Origin of the sequence: Streptomyces sp. NPDC091682, assembly GCF_044756625.1 — a bacterium.
In the GTDB taxonomy this organism is placed as follows: Bacteria; Actinomycetota; Actinomycetes; order Streptomycetales; family Streptomycetaceae; genus Streptomyces.
Genome location: NZ_JBIVTH010000029.1, coordinates 1 through 17,146, shown reverse-complemented (window position 1 = coordinate 17,146; position 17,146 = coordinate 1). Strand labels below are relative to the sequence as shown.

Genomic DNA, 17,146 nt, shown 5'->3' with positions numbered 1-17,146 from the left:
CTCCGGGCAAAGGAGGATGAGATGATCTCGCGGTGTCTGGTGTGATCACGGCGTCGGAGCCGTCCTGGATAGCCCCGTTCACCGGGCTGAGCCCTCGCAACTTCGGCAAGCTCGTGACGGTGCTGCGGCGCGAGGGCGCGGATGCGGTCCGCAAGGGTCGGCCGTGGAGTCTTCCGCTGGAGGACCGGGCACTGCTCGTCGCGGCTTACTGGCGCACGAACCTGACCATGCGCCAGCTCGCCCCGCTGTTCGGGGTGTCCAAATCGGCGGCGGACCGCATCATCGATCACCTCGGGCCGATGCTCGCGCTCCAGCCTCGAGAGCGGTTCGCCAAGGACACTGTGCTCATCGTGGACGGAACCCTGGTCCCCACCCGCGACCACACCATCGCCGCCCAATCCAAGGACTATCGCTACTCCACCAACCACCAGGTCGTCATCGATGCCGACACCCGCCTGATCGTCGTGGTCGGCCGACCGCTCGCCGGCAACCGCAACGACTGCAAGGCATGGGAGGAGTCCGGCGCCAAAGCCTCAGTCGGCAAGACCCTCACGATCGCCGACGGCGGCTACCTAGGCACCGGACTTGTCATCCCGCACCGCCGTGAGCGTGGCCAGACCGAACTCCCGTACTGGAAAGGGGAACACAACAAGTCCCACAAGCAGGTCCGAGCCCGGGTCGAGCATGTCTTCGCCCGTATGAAGACCTGGAAGATCCTCCGCGACTGCCGCCTCAAAGGCGACGGCGTCCACCACGCCATGCTCGGCATCGCTCGAATGCATAATCTCGCCCTCGCCGGATAGGCCAGCGGGCCGCGCGGCGGCCAACCTTGTCCGAGGCGTCTCGGAGATCATTTGCGGGACAACCCTTATCCCCCCCGAAGGGGTGGGGAGCCACACGAAACTCGATTGAATGCATGCCGGTCACACTAGCCGGTTACCGATCCGGTGTACGGCCGCCTGAGCGGCCTGTTGAGTTGAGTACCGGCTACTCATGCGGATCATCCGGCAGTCGTGGTCGTCTGTGACCGGGCGTCGATTCGACCGGACGTGGAAGATCAGGCAGCAGGGGGAACGGCCATGCAGGAACTGCCCGTCGAAGCGGGACACATCCAATCGGTCCAGGTACATTTCGACGACCTGGATTTCCTGGGAATGGTGCACAATTCGCGCCATGCGCTGTTCGTCGAACGAGCGATCGCGACCTATTGGCGAGAACAGGGCTGGAGCACGGATCCTGATCGCTCACGGTATCGCGACACGCATCTCGTCGTGCGTGAATTCATGGTCACGTACGAGGAGCCGATTCGCGGCACGGGGGACGTGGGCGTGTGGTTCCGGATTTCACGGCTCGGCCGCACCAGCGTGATGTACGAGTTCCAGGTGAGATCCGGCGACGGCCGCTGTGTGCATGCTCACGGTCATCGGGTGCAGGTCCGGATCGACCCGGAGACCCTGAAGCCCCTCGCCTTCAGCGACGAGCTGCGGGAGACCGCGCACGGCCTCATGCGGGAGCCGGCCCGGTAGCAGGTCGGTTGCGCGCAGGCCGGCCGCTGGCACGGTGCGGAGCGCCGGGCTCCCGGCGCGCGCGGCGCCGGCCGACCGCAGCGCGTGCAGAGCGAACCGGCCGGCTCCGGCGAGGCTCCGCCTACTGGATCAAACCGCCCCTAACGGTCCGTGAACGCGGCGGTCCGGGCTGAGTAGGTGCTGCTCACGACACCCGGCCGGGTACGCGCAAGACTCCAACCGAACGCCTGGCGTTCACATCTTCCAACCCGTGCCGGCATTTTCAGGACAACCCTAAGGAGTGCGTTTCCCTCATGCTGAACAGTAAGTCCTCCGTAGCGGCTCTGGCAGCTGCAGCCCTCTTGGGGGAAACGTTCTCCGTGTATTCCATCGCCTCCGTCTCGTACAGTCCTGACATGGCCTGGTCGATGGGATGGATCGCCACGGTCTTCACGTTGAGCATCACGATCTCGGTGATGCTTGCCATACGCGGAACGACTGTGATGGGCACGGCATCCGTTGCCGCGGCAGGGCTGGGCCTGCTGGCGTCAGGCATTGAGCGCGGAGAAACCGTCTTCTCGACCACCGGGGCGGTATGCATCATCGCCGGTCTGGCGTTCATGTTCCTCCAGGCACGGTTCTCGCCTTTTTCCCTGTACGCGCAATGGGGGCTGGGGGCGGTCGCCGGCGAGGGCCCGAGGGAGCGTCACACCAGGCTGTGCCGCATTACCGAGCTCGATGAACGCCTCCTCCCCCTGCTGGAGGACACGGTGCACAGGTACTCGTTGGGGGATCTCCGCGCCGCTACAAGGCTGTGCTGCGAAACGCGGTATTCGGACAACGGCGTGCTCCCGCGAGGCGCATATGCCGGGCCGGCTCCCGTGATCGAGGCATGCGTTCTCACCGAGAACCTGGTCATCATTTTGATAGCGCACACCGAAGGGCGCGGAGTCGCTTTTGTCGGGAGACTTCAGCAGACCATGGTGAGCGAGACGCCTCGCCGGGAGGACAGTGAGGGGGAGCGTGAAATCTATGTGAGGTCGGCGTGGCTGGATTCCAGCGAGTCGTCCAGCTATCCCTTCCCCCTCGACGACGGTGCGGCCGGCCGGGAATTTGTGGAAGGGTTCCGTGAAATGCTCACGGCGACCCGGCAAACCTGACGGAAGCCTCGCTGCACGGTCACGGAAGCAGTCGGTCGGCCAGTTCCTTGCGCGTGGTGATGCCGAGCTTGTTGTAAATGCGTTGCAGGTGGTTGTCGACGGTGCGTACGGAGATGGTCAGCGCGGCGGCGATGTCCTTGCTGAGCATGCCCCGGGAGGCGAGCAGGGCGATTTCGCGCTCCCTCACGGTGAGTTGCACGACCTCCGCGCACGCCATGAGGGCAGGGGTTCTCGCTCCCTCGCAGCGGGCCGCGAGCTCGTCGGAGCGGACGGCGGCGGCGTTGGCCCGACGGGTCTGTCCGGCCGTTCGCAGGGCGGCGGCAGCGGTGCTCGCCGCCTCGGCTGCCAGCAGGTCCGCTCCCATGGCCTGCAGAGCGTCCGCGGCGGCGAGCAGCCCGTCCGGGTCGCGGGTGGACCATGCGACGGCCAGATCGGCGCGGGCCCGGTGGAAGCGCCCGGTGCGCTCCTGCGCTATCTCGGTCAGCCGCACGGCGGCTTCCCCGGCTTGCCCGAGGCGGACGAGGTCGGTCAGCAGAATCGCCTCGGACGCGGTTTCCCCGCGCTCGAACGCCTCCCTGGCGGCCGCCGTCAGGACCGTTCGAGCGCGGGTCAGCTCACCGCGGGCGACGTACAGCCAGGCCTCGCCCAGGCTCTCTTCGGGGAAGAACCCCGCGGCGGGAAGCCGATCGCGTTCGGCCAGGGCTGCTTCCGCCGCTTCGCAGTCTCCCTGCAGTGCGGCGGACGCCGCCAGACCCGCCAGCGCCATCGACAGCACGACGGGGGTGTACGGGCGGGACGCTCGGGCCACCTCCGCGAACCAGCGCCGCGCCTGAGCCGGGTGGCCGGCGGTCCATGTGCCACGGGCCAGATAGAAGGCCAGCAGTCGACGGTCCGCGGTCGCGCTCGCGTCCGTGAGGCCCGCGAAGGCCCGCTCACCGACCTCTTGCGCCTCGGCCAGACGGCCGCTCTCCGCCAGGGCGAGGACGAGAACCGCCCGGTGGGCCACCTCGTGCGTGGCCGCGGAGTGGGTTTCGCCCACGGCCGCGCTGAAGGCCATGACACGTCGGATCCAGCCCTCGGCCTCCTCCCCGCGACCCGTGACCGCAAGAGCCGTGGACCTGGTCATGGCGGCCCACAGCCATGTCTGGCCGTCGGGTGCGTGCGCGCCCTCAAGTTCGAGGTCCGCGCTGAGGGCAAGGCTGTGTCCGACGTCTCCCACGGTGAGCGCGCTGGCGGCTTCGTTGGCCAGCAGGACGCGGTGACCGAGGGCACTGGTGACCCGGCTGCGGACGGATGCGAGGAGGTCGAGAACCTCCTCGTAGGGTGTTCCCACGCCCCACAGGAGGTTCTGTATCCGGACCGGCAGTACGGACAGAACGTCCTGTTCGGTCGTGGCCATGACGTCGGCCCGCGACAGCGCGTCTTCCGCCTGCTGGTACTCACCGGCCTCGTACAGGGTGTTGCCCAGTAGCAGCTGGACCTGGAAGCTCTGGTGCTGCTCCGGGATCGCCCGCAGGAGATCGAGCGCGCGGGGGTACTCGCGGGCGTGCGCGGCCAGGGCTGCCGCGCGGACGAGCAGACCCGGATTGGCCGTGCCGGTGGCCGCGAGCTTGTACGTGGCGAGGTGGACCGCGTCCTCGCGGCGACGGGCCCCGGTGCGCTTCAGCAGATGGACCTGCCGGAGCAGGGTCTCCCTGCGGCGCTGGGCCGTCATGTCCGCGCGCAGCACCTCACCGTAGAGGGGGTGGGCCAGCCGGACCGCTGAGCGTCTTTCCTCCTGGACGACGACGATCAGCCCCGACTGCTCCAACTCGTTCAGCACCTGCGGTTCGGTGTCCATCTCCAGGTGGCCCAGGGAGAGCGGCTCGCACAGAGACAGGACGTCCAGTACCTGTCGGCCGGCGGGTGCGGCGACGGAGAGCCGGGACCGGATCAGATCGGTCAGGCGCCGCGTGCCCGGCAGCCGGTCCGCGGTCATGTCCCAGATCTCGCCGTCGCAGGTCAGCACTCCGGCGGCCACGGCTCCCACCACCAGCTCCCGCAGGTAGAGGGGATTGCCCCCGCTGTTCGTGAGGAGGTGGTTGACCGCGCTCCTCACGACCGGCCCCTCCAGGACCTGTTCCAGCACCGTCACGACCTGCCCACGGGTGAACCCGACGAGGTCCACCTGCCGTACGGCGTCCCCGTGTCCGAGCGCGGCCACCGCCAGCGCCTGGCTTTCCTCCGACCGAACCGTTCCCAGCAGGAAGATGACCCCGGCGTCCATCAACTGCCGCAACAACATGGCCGAGGTCGCGTCGAGCAGGTGGACGTCGTCGACCAGGATCACCATGCGGGGCCGCGCCGTACCCGGCCGCGACAGCAGCCTGGCCACACTGGCGAATCCGGAGACCGGGTCGGACAGATCGACGCCGTCGGGCAGCAGATGGGCGATGGCGCCCAGCGGAACCGACGCCGCCGCCGAGGTGGCAACCGCCCTGCCGATCCGGTGTCCGAGCACGACGGCACGGTCCAGGCACTCCTCGGCCAGCCGGGACTTGCCCACTCCGGCCGGCCCGAAGACCAGAAAGGCGGCGCTGCGAGGTTCCGACACGACCTCGTCGAAATCCTTCAGCTCGGCCTCGCGCCCGACCAGCGGCCACCGTTGCACGACACCGTTTCGATTCATTCCTCTGCCCCCACTGGTTGGCTCCTGCCCGGTTTCGCCGACGCCCGCGGCCTTCGCGGCCGAGCTCGCCGACGCGACCCGATCGAGCGCTGTTCACGTCCGACCGCCGGCGTGCGGCAGTTCTCGTTTGACACCACCGAAAGGGAAGGCGGAGGAGAATGCGCGAAACGGGCTGCTCAAGCACGCTGCGCCACGCGTTGATCACGAGGTGCGCCCATGGCCTGACGGCGGTCCGTGGCGCTCGCAGGCGGTGAGTTGCGGGCTGGCGTGCGGAACCGGGTTGTGGCGTCAGGAGAATGGATGGCGTATCGGCCGCTGAAGCGGATCATATCCGAACGCGAGTTGGCCGATGTCGCACGGGAGGGGGCGTCCGCGCGGGCCCGAAACCGCCGGGTTTTCCGCGCCGTACGCATGCCGGGCATCACGGCCTCGGGTGGACGGGATTCCCGGCCGCGCCGAGCGCTGGGCGTCGGAGCCCGGCGTCAAGGTCGGTTTCCCCACCGGCGCAAGAACCTGCACGACGAGAGTACTGAAACGAACCCACGTACATGAGGATGGACAGAGGATGACCTTCGGCATTGAATTCAGAATGCGGCTCACATTTCCCTCCGTCGAGAATTTCGAGGCGTGGCGCGGGCACATACTCATTGAACAGCGGGCACGACTTGAAACCCTTCCCCGGTTCTCGGAAGAGTTCGATGAGTTCGATGAGGACCTGCTGACGGATCTCGTCATCGAGGATGCCTCGACCCTGGAAGAAGCACTGGACGGACTTCGGAGCGTCGGCCATGAGATCACGGCGGAAGACGTCGTGGAATGGAGGCCGGCAGTGGACGACGAGGGGAATCCCGGCATCTACCTCCTGGAGGCCAGAAAGCTGAGGAGGGACTCTCGGGTCGAGGCCCTCCTGGATCATCTGCGCGTCAATCCGGCCCCGAGTCTGCTGCGGGTCCACGTCCTGTCACTGCACGATCATGCCGATGTCGTCGTGAGCGGAGCGTTCCGCGACCATGACACGTACTGCGAGTATCGTCTTCCCTTGATCTTCGCAGGGACCTCCGCCAAGGAGCTCGGCGGTGCAGGCCGTGTGTCGTTCTTCGGAGTCGAGGACATGGAGCCCGTGGCCCTGTTCGTCGACGTCCGTCAGAACGCTGTGGAAATCAACGGACCCGATGTCCAGGACGCGGCCGCCTGGAACGTTCCCGAACGTTGTGAAGCATCGGATTGACCAACTTTCGCGCTCTCTCAGCAGTCCTGCGACCATCAGGGAGACGACGACTGCCGCCGAACGTGCGCAGTCGATTCACCGTGGGCGGGCGCGAGACGGTGCGCCCGCGCAGAGGTACTCGCGGGACCTGTCGCACGGGTGTGCGCAGCGGCTGAGGGGCCCCGCCCGGCCTCGTGCCACACGCGTCCCGGACTCCTCCACGGACGACCCCGGTGGCACCGGGATGAGTAGTGCTTGCTCATGTGCCAAGGCTCCGGCGCTCGGTTGACTCTTCCGAGGCAGCCGGCCACCCGGTCGCGGTATGGCCGCTGCTTCCAGCCCTGAGCGCAAAGGACCCCCCTGTGCACGACCAGCAAGCCCCGCGTCGCCGTCTCACTCAGCTGACCGCCCCCGAGGTACGGTCCATCGACTACATCCCCGTGGACGAACGTCACGGCAAGCTCTGGCACCAGGGCCCGTTCTGGTTCTCCGGCAATTTCGTCCTGACCACCCTCGTCATCGGATTCATCGGCCCCTCGATCGGCCTCGGCCTGGGGTGGTCGGTGGCGGCTGTGGTCCTCGGTGCCTGCTTCGGCACGTTCTTCATGGCGGTCCACGCCAACCAGGGGCCCCGTATGGGCCTGCCTCAGATGATCCAGTCCAGAGCCCAGTTCGGGGTCCGGGGAGCCGTCGTACCGTTCACGGCCGTCGTCTTCGTCTACCTGGGCTTCAACGTCTTCAACACCGTGCTCGCGGCCCAGGGACTGACACAGATCGTCGGCGGCGGCCCCTGGCTCTGGTACCCCGTCCTGGCTGTGGTGTCGGTGGTGTTGGCCTTGGTGGGGCATGACCTGATCCACCTCGTACAACGCGTCCTGACCGGACTTCTCGTCCTGGTGTTCGGGATGCTCACCGCCGGAACGGTCGTTCAATGGTGGGACGCGCCGGTCGTCACCCCTGCGACCGGCAGCCCGTGGACCTCGTTCCTGACCGTCTTCGCAGCTGCAGCCGGCTACCAGATCAGCTACGCCGTCTACGTGTCGGACTACTCCCGGTACCTGCCCGCGGACGCCAACCCCCGCCAGGTCATCTGGTGGACCTACGCGGGTGCGGCCGGCTCCGCGGTGTGGCTGATGTCCCTGGGCGCGTTCGTCGGCAGCCGTATGCCTGCCGACGATGCCGTCGCCGGATTGCTCCGGACCGGCAACGGCATCGTCTCGGGCTTCGGCTCACTCGTCGTTCTGGTATCGGCTCTGGCCCTGATCAGTGTCATGGGCGTCAACACCTACGGTGCGATGCTCACCGCGGTGAGCGCGGTGGACGCCTTCCGGCGGGACCGGCCGACGAGTCGCCTGCGGACCGTCGTCGTCCTGTCCGTCGGCGCCGTGGTGCTCGCGCTGGCCCTGTCCCTGCCCGACGACTACGTGGCCAGCTTCAGCAGCTTCGTCCTGCTGATGCTCTACTTCCTGGTCCCCTGGACTGCGGTCAACCTCGTCGACTACTACGCCATCCGCAAGGGCCAGTACGTGATCCGGGACATCTTCGACGACCAGGGCATCTACGGACGCTGGTCCTGGCGCGGCCTGGTCTCGTACGGCATGGGTCTCGTCGCGATGGTCCCGTTCGTCTCGACCGGCCTCTTCCGCGGACCGGTCGCCGAGGCCATGGACGGCGCCGACGTCTCGTTCGTCGTGGGGCTGCTGGTGAGCGGTGCCCTCTACGCGGTGCTGGCCGGAAAGGGCGAGGTCACCGCTGCGCCTCGCGGAGGCCGTCCGTTGACGTCCGTAGGACATCGGTGAGCGGTCCGCGGCCCGGCGGGGCGAGAAGGAATCAGGCAATGCGCCCCTGTCCGTGCTCGCAGACGACTTAGAGGATTAGTGCGCGAAATGTTGATCAGTAAATGGCATTACGGGACAAACAACATCTATTCACTTCTCAAAACGGCTGCAATCGCCGCCGAATCAGGCGAAATGGAGCGCTTCACTGCCTGCTTGAAGCAGGCGGGCGAGTTCTCTAAGGACGGCCCGGGCCTGGGCGACTATTTCCTCGCCGGTCTGGCTGCCCGCCTCGGCCAGGACCGGCCCGCCAATCTCTACCTCCGTGCCGACGGCATGCCCCAGATCGACCTGTTCTACCTGATGCACCAGCACCTGCCGTTCCTGCGGGCGGGGAGGTTCGCCAACGATGCCCTGTTGAAGTACTGCGCGGACCGGCAGGAGGCGACCGTTCTCGCTCTCGGAATCGGTCAGGGCCGTCAGGAGCTGGACCTGGTGGCCCGCGCGGGGCTGGAGCGGGTGACCGTCATCGGTGCCGATGTCGCCGCGGAGAGCCTTGACGCGGCCGACCGGGCCCTGAACGGACCGGAAGTGCCTGAAGGAACCCGGGTCGACTTCCGTCCGATTCTCGCCGCGAGCGAGGACACGGACGAGAGCGTGTGGGCGTTGGTCGAGCATGCGCCCCGCCCTCTGCTCGTCACGGCCTCCTTCGCTCTCCACCACATGCTGAACCACTCAGGTGAACAGGACGCACGCGCCACACTTCTGCGGCGGCTGCGCGCCCTGGAGCCGGCCGCGCTGGCACTGTGCGAACCCGACAGCGATCACCACCTCGTCCCGTTGCCGGTCAGGCTGGCCAACGCCTGGCACCACTACGGCACGGTCTTCGCCGCGATCGACGCCACCAGCGCCACCGACGGGGAGAAGCGCGAGATGAAGCGCTTCTTCGGCCGCGAGATCGAGGATGTCGTGGGCGCCGTCTGCGAGACCTCCCGCTTCGAACGGCACGAGCCGACGCGCACGTGGATCAACCGTCTGACCGCCTGCGGATTCACCCCCGTCCCCCTGCCCCGACCCGCCGGCGAGCAGCCGGAAGGCTTCACGACCACCGCCCATCCCACCCACCTCGAACTGGCCTACAAGCAGACTTCCGTCGCCGCGGTGATCGTGGCCGAACCCACCCGCTGACCGGGGAAGCGGTGGTGGAGGTGCCGGCCCGCGCCGGACGGGACGCGACCGATGCCGCACGTCGGATGAGTACCGGTTGCTCACGCGCCTCGACGAGGCCGGCCGGTTGACTGGCCGCAGCAGCCGGCCGGGCCGGCTGCCCGCGCGGTGGGAGGCATGCTCCCGGGCGCGCACGGCGACGACGCAGCGAGGGCAACAGTGGACGACGGGGACATGGGCGCGACTCGACAGTGGGAGGTGCCCGGCTACATCCATGGCAGGGAACTGGGCGCCGGCGCCTGCGGGAGGGTCGTCGAAGCTCTGGACCAGGTGTCCGGCACCCGGGTGGCGATCAAGTATCTGACCCACGGCGCGCGCACCGCCTTCCGTGCCGAGGCCCGTCTGCTGATGGGCTTGCGGTCACCGTACGTGGTACGGATCGACGACTACGTCGAGCACCTCGAAGGCGCCGCGATCGTCATGGAACTGGTGGACGGGGTCTCGCTCAGGACGCTGCTGCGCCAGGAAGGTCCCACGGGTCCCGAAGCGGCCCTCACCGTGCTCAAGGGCTCGTTGCTCGGACTTGCCGCAGCTCACGAGGCGGGGCTGGTGCACCGGGACTACAAGCCGGAGAACATTCTGGTCGGCCTCGACGGCTGCTCCAAGCTGGTGGACTTCGGGATCGCAGTGGCCAGCGGGGACGCCTCCGACATCGCCGGCACCCCGCCCTACATGGCTCCCGAGCAGTGGACCGGGCACGCCGTCACCCCCGTCACCGACGTCTACGCCGCGACGGCCGTCTTCTTCGAGTGCCTCGCCGGCTCCAAGCCGTACCCGGGCACCACGGCTGCCGAACTGGCGGTTCAGCACATCGAGGCGCCCATACCCGACGACCGAGTGCCTGAGGCGCTGCGGCCGCTGATCCGCCGTGGCCTGGCCAAGCGGGCCGTGGAACGGCCGCCGAGCGCCGCCGCGTTCGTCCGGGAGCTGGACGCCCTGGCGTCCCGCGCGTACGGCGAGGACTGGGAGGTGCGAGGGCAGCGCAGAATGGCCGCGCTCCTCACACTCCTGCCGATGCTGGTGCGCTCTGCGGACGACGCCGTGACCGCGACGACGACCTTCGCGGACACCACGCTCGCCGAGACAACCACCACTGCGGGAACGGGACGTTCCGCAGCGGCGGCATCGGGTCGGCCGCGATCCCGCGGTCTCCTTGCCGGCCGACGCCCGGCCGCAGTCGTCGCCGCGTCTGCCGCCCTTCTGCTCACCGGGGTCCTCACGCTGTCCGCGATCGCTGAAGAGGACGGCTCGGAGGCCGGCGCCGCAGGCTCCGCTCCTCAGTCCGCCGACGCTCCCGGCGCTCCGGGCGCTCCCGATGCCGCAGGCTCGACCGTCTCGCCCGGCGCGCCGGGCTCCCCGACCGGCACCCGCCCCACAGGACCCCGCTCCACCACCGCCCCCGGTTCCGAGCAGTCGGGGACTACTGCCGGTCCCGCTGCCGACGGCGGAACCGGCACCGGCGGTGCCGTGGAGGGTTCCACGACGGCCGGGGGGCCGTCGTCCGCTCCGGGTGCGGGACCCGCTTCCACGGATGCGGCAGCACGGCCGACGCCCTCCACCACGACCGCGGCCCCTGGGTCACCACCCGTCGCACCGCCGGTCGTGTCCCCCACCGTGCGGGTGCTGGCCGTGTCCCTCTCCCAGTACGGCTGCTCCGGCAAGTTCGGCACCCAGGCTGTCGCATCCGTGAAGACCGACGGCGCCTCCACCGGAACGCTGATCCTCACCTGGTTCCACAGCAACACCCGTGGGCCGGGCCCCGCCGTGGCGACGGACAGGATCACCATCCCTGCCGGGCAGACCTCGTTCAGCAAGACGTACGCCCACACGTTCGGACCCTCCGACCCCTTCCCCTACTGGGGTGTCCAGGTGTCGAGCAGCCCGGCGGCAGCGACGGGTACCGGCACGTACAAGGTGCTCTACGCCGATGACTGCAACCCGATCCTCTGAGCCGGCCATGGACCACCGACCGCACGACGAGGACCTGACTGTCTTCCTCCCCCGCTCGCACCCGGCTGACGAGGCCACGAGCGCGACCCTCCTGGACGATGCCGCCTGGGGTATGCCACCCGCACAGAAGACCGTCCACGCCACCACACCGGACCCTGCGGCCGCACCGGCGTCGGCCGCTCCTCCGTCCGGCGGCCGGGACAACCTCACCGCGCTGTGGCACGGCACCCGCACCGACTCCTCGGGCGCGCCGTACACCGCCGGTGCCGAGCGCGGACGCGGCGTCCTTCGGGGCTGGCCGGTCGTGGCGGGGGCGGCGATCGTGGCCCTGCTTCTCCTCATCGGGCAGCAAGCCGGCGATCCTCTGTCGGTGACGGGAGTCACCGTACGTCCCGGTTCCCCAGCCGCCGGCTGCGACAGCGTCGTCACCGTGCTGGGGACGATCCGCAGCAACGGGGAAGGCGGAACGGTGAGCTATCGCTGGCGCCGCAGTGACGGCACGGGCACCAGCCCGGTGCGGCAGCGCGTCGCACCGAGAGCACGGCTGACCGAGGTCGCGCTCCAATGGGCCTTCCACGGGCCCGGCTCCATGCAGGCCACCGCCGTACTGGAGGTGCTGTCACCGAACCCTGCCCGCGCCGAGGCCACCTTCACCTACAGCTGCCGCCTATGACCCTGCGGCAACAGGGCGCACGAGACCGGCGGCAGGCTCGGACCCGGCCCGATCCTGGGGTCGGTCACCGGCGCCGTCAGCGGATTGAAGTGTCGTCCCGGCCGGCCCGGCGCAGGAACTCCGAGACGTCCCCGGGCGTGCAGGCCCGGCCGGGGTCCGTGTCCACGCCAAGGGTGGCGTGCACGGTGACTTCGCGCCCGACCCGCGGCGATGCGGGACGGAGCACGAACTCCATCCGGTCCGTTCTCCCGGCGTCCGGTGATGCCTCATGCGGGTGGTCCAGTAGAGTGGCGGCGGACGAGAGAAGCGATCCTCCGATGGACTCCCGGATATCGCGCATATGCTCCAAGTTGGCCAAGGTGCCCTACCAGGCGCGGCGCAGCCACTCGGCGGGCGCCGAGCGCCACGCATTTCGCCTTGGCCCACGCACCAGTTCCGTGCAGGCAGACGTCTTCGAGGGCGAACACCCACATCGAATTGCCCTTGGTCTACCGGGCGTTCCTGGTAGGACTCGGGGGCAGCGGTGCCAGCCCTTCTACGGTCTGCTTCCGCTGGAGAAGCGCAGGCTGTACACCATGGACCGCCAACCGCCGGACGGCAGCCCGCGGGGATTCCACCACGTGAAGCACCCGAACGCACTCCAAGGAGACCTGTTCCTCCAGGTCATCGAGATGGGCTGCACAGACCTGTGCCTCATCCGCGTGACCGAACCCCTCACGGGCCGCGTGCTCATCGGTAACTCAGACGGCTTCTGGCCCCCGAACGTCTCTTCGGCCCGGGACTTCCTGTCCTGGTACGAACGCTGGCTGGACCACATGCGGGACGGCAAGGACAACCGCGCACTGGGGCTCACCTCCGCCAGCCGCGAGCGCTTCATCGTCCGGGTGTGCGAATGCGGCGAGCAAGGACGGCAGGGGGGACTGTGCCATGGTTGGACCCTTCGAGAGAACTGCGGGCGGCGGCTGCCGGGGCCGTACCTGGCTCGTTGAAGGAGCGAGGCGGCGGCCTGAGCGGCATGGTGGTCACGGGGCTTGGACGCGTGTGGCGATCTCGATCAGGTTGGGCTGGTATCCGTCGGAGGTATCCACACGCACAACGCGTGCGTCGAGGGAGATCTCGGCGAAGGCCTCCGGGTCGTAGGCGCCGGTGGCGATGTCGGTCAGCAACTGCTCGTCGGCGTGCGCTGCACGGTGCCGGTCCCGGGTGGCGCGTTCCCTGATCCGGCCGACGAGGGTGCGGGCGGGGGCGTGGCAGCGGATGACCCACAGGTCGGCGATGTCGGCCAGAGGTTGCAGACCGGGACGCCAGAGACGGTCCTGGTAGGCGGCCTCGGCGACCACGGTGACCTGCGCACGGAGCAGGACGCCGAGGGTGCTGAAGTACGTCTGCATGACGGGCACGTTGAGGGCGTCGGTGTCGGTCGCTGCCGGGCCGAGGGTTGCCGCCATGCCCTGCTTGACTTCGTCGCGCAGGATGGCGGGGCAGCCCAGCTCGGCCGCAAGCGCCCGGGCGAGGGTGGACTTCCCGGCCCCAGGGGGGCCAGTGACAGCGATGAGACGGGGTTTCCGCATGTGCGCGCTCCGCGAATAGGGAAATTCCGGACAGGGTGACGCCGGATTGAGGCATGGGCCGTGCCAGCCCGAGGGTTACAGCCCGGCTACTCGGGTGTGGCGGCGAGGAGCCGGCCCGCACCGGCGTCCAGGAGGGCGAGGGCTGTCTTCCGGCCGGTCTCGGCAGCCTGTTCAGCGGGGCCGGATGCTTCGGCGCGCAGGGTCGGTCCGCCGGCCGGGGCGAGGACGGCTGCGCGGACGGTGAGGCACCCGGTGTCGTCGAGGGTGGCGTGGGCGGAAGCCGCGGTGAGGCATCCGCCGCCCAACTCGGCGAGGACGGCCAGCTCCGCGTCGAGGAGGGTCCGTGTGGCGGGGTGGGTGAGGGGCGCGAGCAGCTCGCCGGTGGCGGTGTCGTCGGCGCGGTGCTCGACGACCACGATCCCGGCCCCGGCGGCGGGCAACCACACGGTGGGGTCGAGCACCTCGCTGGCCCGGTCCTCGAGACCGAGGCGCCGCAGGCTTGCGAGTGCCGCGATCATCACGTCGGCGCCGAGCCGACCGTGATCGAGGCGGTTCAGGCGGCTGTCGGCGATCCCGCGGATCGGGATGGGAACGAGTCCGGGGTAGAGGGAGGCGAGCAGGGCGGCCCTGCGGGGAGCGCTGGTTCCCACTCGGGTGCCGGGTGGAAGCTCGGCGAGGGTGACGGAGCGGTGCCCTGCCGGCAGGACGAGGACATCGCGGACGTCCTCGCGGGGCAGGACCGCGGCAACCACCGCCCCCGGCGCCCGGTCGTGGGGGCTGGGCAGATCCTTGGCGCAGGCGATGGTGGCGTCGACCCGGCCGTCGAGAAGGTAGGTGTCCGCGCGGCGTGTGAACGCGCCCTTGCCGCCGATCTGGGACAGGGGACCGAGGTGCGCGTCGCCTTCGGAGGTGATCGTGCGGATGTCGAGGGTGAGCCGTGGGTGACGGGTGCGGAAGGCCTCGGCGAAGCGGCCGGTCTGCTCCATGGCCATGGCGCTGGGCCGGGTCCCGAGCCGGACGAGGTCTGGGGAGCGAGGGTCGTCATGGGACGGATCTCTGGGTTCTCAGGGGTGGGCGAGGTGGGCGCACCCCATCGAGTGCTCCAGAGACAGGCCCGCTGCCCACGAGCGCGCCTGTGGGAGCCGGCCACCTTCGGCATCGGCGCCCGACGGCAGGAGCTTGGGCATCCCGTGGCAGCCATGGTTACTACGGCTGGGCGGCGTGTGCAGGGGCACCCCGTCGCCGCCTGGCCGACACGTGACCTGCCTCACCGAAGTTTGATCAGTCTCAGCGAAGTTTGACGGGGCGGGGATTTGTCTCATCGGACGTTGACCACCGGCGGATCCGGGGGTGTCAGGGGTGGCGGCTAGGGTGCGTGGCTGTGGACGCTGCTGATCTTGATTACCGGGCCCGGACCTTGTCGGGCGGCTGCATTCCTTCATCGCTGGTGACCCGGCTTTTGGAGCTTGGCCATGAGCGGGAAGTGGAGTTCCAGGCCGGGCGTGGGGAGTGGTTCTGCGCGCTGGAGTGGGCGCGGCTGCTTGGCGACCGGCGGCAGTACCAGCAGGCGCTGGACGTGCTCGGTCCGTACATCGCGACGGGCTGGTGGCCGGCGGCTCGGGCCCGGGCCGAGCTGCTGGAGGACTGGGGCAGGGCGCAGGAGGCGATCGAGCTGTCCCGCCCGTACGCGCAGGACGGCGACCGGCTGGTCCTGGACTTCTTCGCGCGTCTGCTGGCCCGGCACGGCCGGGCCGCCGAGGCGCTCGTGCTGCTGCGGCCCGGCATTGAGGACTGGTTCATCGCCCAGGCCCTGGTCGACGTTGCCGAAGCCGCAGGCCAGGACGAGGAAGTAGCGGCGCTGCTGAAAGCCCGGATCGAGGCCGCGGTTCCGGCCTGTGACGCCCCCGACTGCCACCGACTCCGCATGGAACCGTCCAACGCCTTCGACCTGCTCGCCACAGTCCGGGAACGGCAAGGCCGCGTCGACGAGGCGATCGCTCTGCTGCGCCGCCGGGAGGTCACGTCGGTCAACGGCCGGGACGCGCTGGCCGACCTGCTGGCCAGGCATGGACGGCTTGAAGAACTGCGCGCGTACACCGACTCCGAGTACCACGGGCACGCCGCGCGGAGCCTGGCCGAGGTACTGGAGGAACGCGGCGATGAGGAGGCAGCGATCGCCGTCTACCGGACCTTCGCCGAGAAGCCTCACGACATGTGGCGCGTGGCCCATCTACTGTCCCAGCTCTTGGTCCGGTACGGCCGCGCCGATGAGGCGATCGCGGCGATGCGCGCCCTGGCAGATTCCCCGGGCGGCGCGGACGACTGCGTCGTTGACACGCTGTGCACCCTGTATGCCGAGCACGGCCGCGCCCAGGAGGCTCTGGCCTACCTCGACGCGCTCAAGGAGCGACGTGACGGTGAGGAGGCGTGGGACTTCTTCCGGATGCGGCTGCCGCTCATAGCCGACTGCGGCCTACGCGACGAAGCGATCGAGCAGGCCCGTGCCCACCCCGAAGGCGGCACCTGGTATGCGGCCTGGTCCCTCTCGGACCTGCTTGCCGAGGCCGGCCGCATCGAGGAAGCCGTCGCTGTCCTCGAACAGCACCCCGTTTCCAACAGCACTGTCCTAGCCCACCACCTCATCGGCCTCGGCCGCATCAAGGACGCCGTCCGAGTCCTCCAGGTCAGGCCAAGCGCAGCCCCGGCTCCCGACCCCTGGGGCGGCACCATCTCCAACGAACCACCGTTCTGACGCCTCCGCGTACCCGCTCCTGCTGGTGAAGGTCGCGGTCAAAGTCCGTTGGGACTGGTCAGACTTCATTGAGTCGGGACAACACGCACCACCCCACTCGCTCTCGTGCGATTTCTCGGTTTGGGGACGGTGGTGTGAGAGACAGTGGGGTGTGAGTGTGTTGGTGCTGGTCGGGGGCTGTTTAGGCGGGGGAGGGCACTGTCATGGCAGTGAGAGATTGGTGGGAGATCGCTGTCGTAGGTCTTTATCGCGGAAGGTGTGACGCTGTCTCAGTTTCGTGAGTTCTGATCCACCGGCCGGCCTGACGCAGGCTGCCGTCGCCCAGGCCCTCGGCGTACGCATCCCCAGCATCCAGGCCTGGGAGGAAGGACGCGCCGAGCCGAAACCCGAACGCCTCCAGGCCTACCGCCGCCTCCTCGACGGCCTGGCCCAGCGCTACCCCGCCCCACCCCAGCCGTACGCCACGCCTCCCACCGCCCCCGCCCACCGTCCAGCCGCGGCCACAGACACCCTCCCGGCCCCCGACAGGCCCAGCCCGAACACCCAGGAGCCCGCCACCCCCTCGCCCGCGCTGGCTGTCCCGTCAGCCGAGCCCAGCGGTCCGGCTGTTGCCGAGGACCCGGCCCGTCCGGCGGCGACGTCACGGCGTCCCGCCGCG

At 69.2% G+C, this 17,146-nt stretch carries 14 protein-coding genes and 1 pseudogene; 11 read left to right on the top strand and 4 right to left on the bottom strand.

Annotation, left to right across the window (positions count from 1 at the left end; all coding sequences use genetic code 11):
• Positions 1–32 precede the first annotated feature (32 nt).
• From ACIQK6_RS38345 to ACIQK6_RS38335, 3 genes are all read left to right on the top strand, one after another.
• Positions 33–803 (top strand): transposase, encoded by a 771-nt coding sequence (locus ACIQK6_RS38345; protein WP_402697094.1) that lies wholly within the window; start codon positions 33–35, stop codon positions 801–803.
• Between the two features lie 276 nt (positions 804–1,079).
• Positions 1,080–1,526 carry an acyl-CoA thioesterase gene (locus ACIQK6_RS38340; protein ID WP_402697092.1) on the top strand — a complete coding sequence of 149 codons (447 nt, stop codon included), beginning with the start codon at positions 1,080–1,082 and terminating at the stop codon, positions 1,524–1,526.
• Between the two features lie 293 nt (positions 1,527–1,819).
• Positions 1,820–2,665: a hypothetical protein gene (locus ACIQK6_RS38335; RefSeq protein ID WP_402697090.1), complete on the top strand. Its 846-nt coding sequence runs from the start codon at positions 1,820–1,822 to the stop codon at positions 2,663–2,665.
• A gap of 19 nt (positions 2,666–2,684) precedes the next feature.
• On the opposite strand, the gene ACIQK6_RS38330 is transcribed toward ACIQK6_RS38335, so the two are convergent.
• A complete protein-coding gene (locus tag ACIQK6_RS38330; protein WP_329094664.1) occupies positions 2,685–5,333 on the bottom strand; it encodes a LuxR C-terminal-related transcriptional regulator in 2,649 nt (882 codons plus the stop codon).
• A 565-nt stretch (positions 5,334–5,898) separates the two neighbouring features.
• On the opposite strand from ACIQK6_RS38330, the gene ACIQK6_RS38325 reads away from it, so the two are divergent.
• From ACIQK6_RS38325 to ACIQK6_RS38305, 5 genes are all read left to right on the top strand, one after another.
• Positions 5,899–6,561, top strand: a complete 663-nt coding sequence (locus tag ACIQK6_RS38325; RefSeq protein ID WP_329094662.1) for a hypothetical protein — start codon at positions 5,899–5,901, stop codon at positions 6,559–6,561.
• A gap of 341 nt (positions 6,562–6,902) precedes the next feature.
• Positions 6,903–8,339, top strand: a complete 1,437-nt coding sequence (locus tag ACIQK6_RS38320; protein WP_329094660.1) for a cytosine permease — start codon at positions 6,903–6,905, stop codon at positions 8,337–8,339.
• Positions 8,340–8,426: 87 nt separating this feature from the next.
• Entirely contained in the window at positions 8,427–9,503 is a 1,077-nt protein-coding gene (locus ACIQK6_RS38315; protein ID WP_329107378.1) for a GRAS family protein, read from the top strand.
• A gap of 213 nt (positions 9,504–9,716) precedes the next feature.
• Positions 9,717–11,492: a protein kinase gene (locus ACIQK6_RS38310; protein ID WP_402697088.1), complete on the top strand. Its 1,776-nt coding sequence runs from the start codon at positions 9,717–9,719 to the stop codon at positions 11,490–11,492.
• Entirely contained in the window at positions 11,470–12,165 is a 696-nt protein-coding gene (locus tag ACIQK6_RS38305) for a hypothetical protein (protein WP_402697087.1), read from the top strand. Before ACIQK6_RS38310 ends, ACIQK6_RS38305 begins: the two co-directional genes overlap by 23 nt.
• 76 nt (positions 12,166–12,241) lie before the next feature.
• On the opposite strand, the gene ACIQK6_RS38300 is transcribed toward ACIQK6_RS38305, so the two are convergent.
• Positions 12,242–12,400 carry a hypothetical protein gene (locus ACIQK6_RS38300; RefSeq protein WP_329094654.1) on the bottom strand — a complete coding sequence of 53 codons (159 nt, stop codon included), beginning with the start codon at positions 12,398–12,400 and terminating at the stop codon, positions 12,242–12,244.
• Positions 12,401–12,740: 340 nt separating this feature from the next.
• On the opposite strand from ACIQK6_RS38300, the gene ACIQK6_RS38295 reads away from it, so the two are divergent.
• Positions 12,741–13,154, top strand: a complete 414-nt coding sequence (locus ACIQK6_RS38295; RefSeq protein WP_402697085.1) for a hypothetical protein — start codon at positions 12,741–12,743, stop codon at positions 13,152–13,154.
• Between the two features lie 33 nt (positions 13,155–13,187).
• Here the strand turns inward: ACIQK6_RS38295 and ACIQK6_RS38290 are convergent, their stop codons facing one another.
• The gene (locus tag ACIQK6_RS38290) at positions 13,188–13,736 is read right to left on the bottom strand and encodes an AAA family ATPase (RefSeq protein ID WP_329094651.1); all 549 of its coding nucleotides are present in this window, start codon (positions 13,734–13,736) and stop codon (positions 13,188–13,190) included.
• Positions 13,737–13,822: 86 nt separating this feature from the next.
• Positions 13,823–14,743 (bottom strand): annotated as a pseudogene (gene hemC, locus ACIQK6_RS38285) (hydroxymethylbilane synthase); the annotation flags it as partial.
• Positions 14,744–15,219: 476 nt separating this feature from the next.
• On the opposite strand from hemC, the gene ACIQK6_RS38280 reads away from it, so the two are divergent.
• Positions 15,220–16,488 (top strand): hypothetical protein, encoded by a 1,269-nt coding sequence (locus ACIQK6_RS38280; RefSeq protein WP_329094649.1) that lies wholly within the window; start codon positions 15,220–15,222, stop codon positions 16,486–16,488.
• 277 nt (positions 16,489–16,765) lie between these two features.
• Positions 16,766–17,146 (top strand): helix-turn-helix domain-containing protein (locus ACIQK6_RS38275; protein WP_402697082.1); only part of this gene is annotated, 381 nt, incomplete at its 3' end.

Excerpts from the sequence above, each read along its gene's own strand:
- ACIQK6_RS38290 (WP_329094651.1), bottom strand. The coding sequence starts at position 13,736 with ATGCGGAAACCCCGTCTCATCGCTGTCACTGGCCCCCCTGGGGCCGGG.
- ACIQK6_RS38335 (WP_402697090.1), top strand. The coding sequence starts at position 1,820 with ATGCTGAACAGTAAGTCCTCCGTAGCGGCTCTGGCAGCTGCAGCCCTC.
- ACIQK6_RS38300 (WP_329094654.1), bottom strand. The coding sequence starts at position 12,400 with ATGGAGTTCGTGCTCCGTCCCGCATCGCCGCGGGTCGGGCGCGAAGTC.
- ACIQK6_RS38325 (WP_329094662.1), top strand. The coding sequence starts at position 5,899 with ATGACCTTCGGCATTGAATTCAGAATGCGGCTCACATTTCCCTCCGTC.
- ACIQK6_RS38315 (WP_329107378.1), top strand. The coding sequence starts at position 8,427 with ATGTTGATCAGTAAATGGCATTACGGGACAAACAACATCTATTCACTT.
- ACIQK6_RS38310 (WP_402697088.1), top strand. The coding sequence starts at position 9,717 with ATGGGCGCGACTCGACAGTGGGAGGTGCCCGGCTACATCCATGGCAGG.
- ACIQK6_RS38305 (WP_402697087.1), top strand. The coding sequence starts at position 11,470 with ATGACTGCAACCCGATCCTCTGAGCCGGCCATGGACCACCGACCGCAC.
- ACIQK6_RS38330 (WP_329094664.1), bottom strand. The coding sequence starts at position 5,333 with ATGAATCGAAACGGTGTCGTGCAACGGTGGCCGCTGGTCGGGCGCGAG.
- ACIQK6_RS38295 (WP_402697085.1), top strand. The coding sequence starts at position 12,741 with ATGGACCGCCAACCGCCGGACGGCAGCCCGCGGGGATTCCACCACGTG.
- ACIQK6_RS38340 (WP_402697092.1), top strand. The coding sequence starts at position 1,080 with ATGCAGGAACTGCCCGTCGAAGCGGGACACATCCAATCGGTCCAGGTA.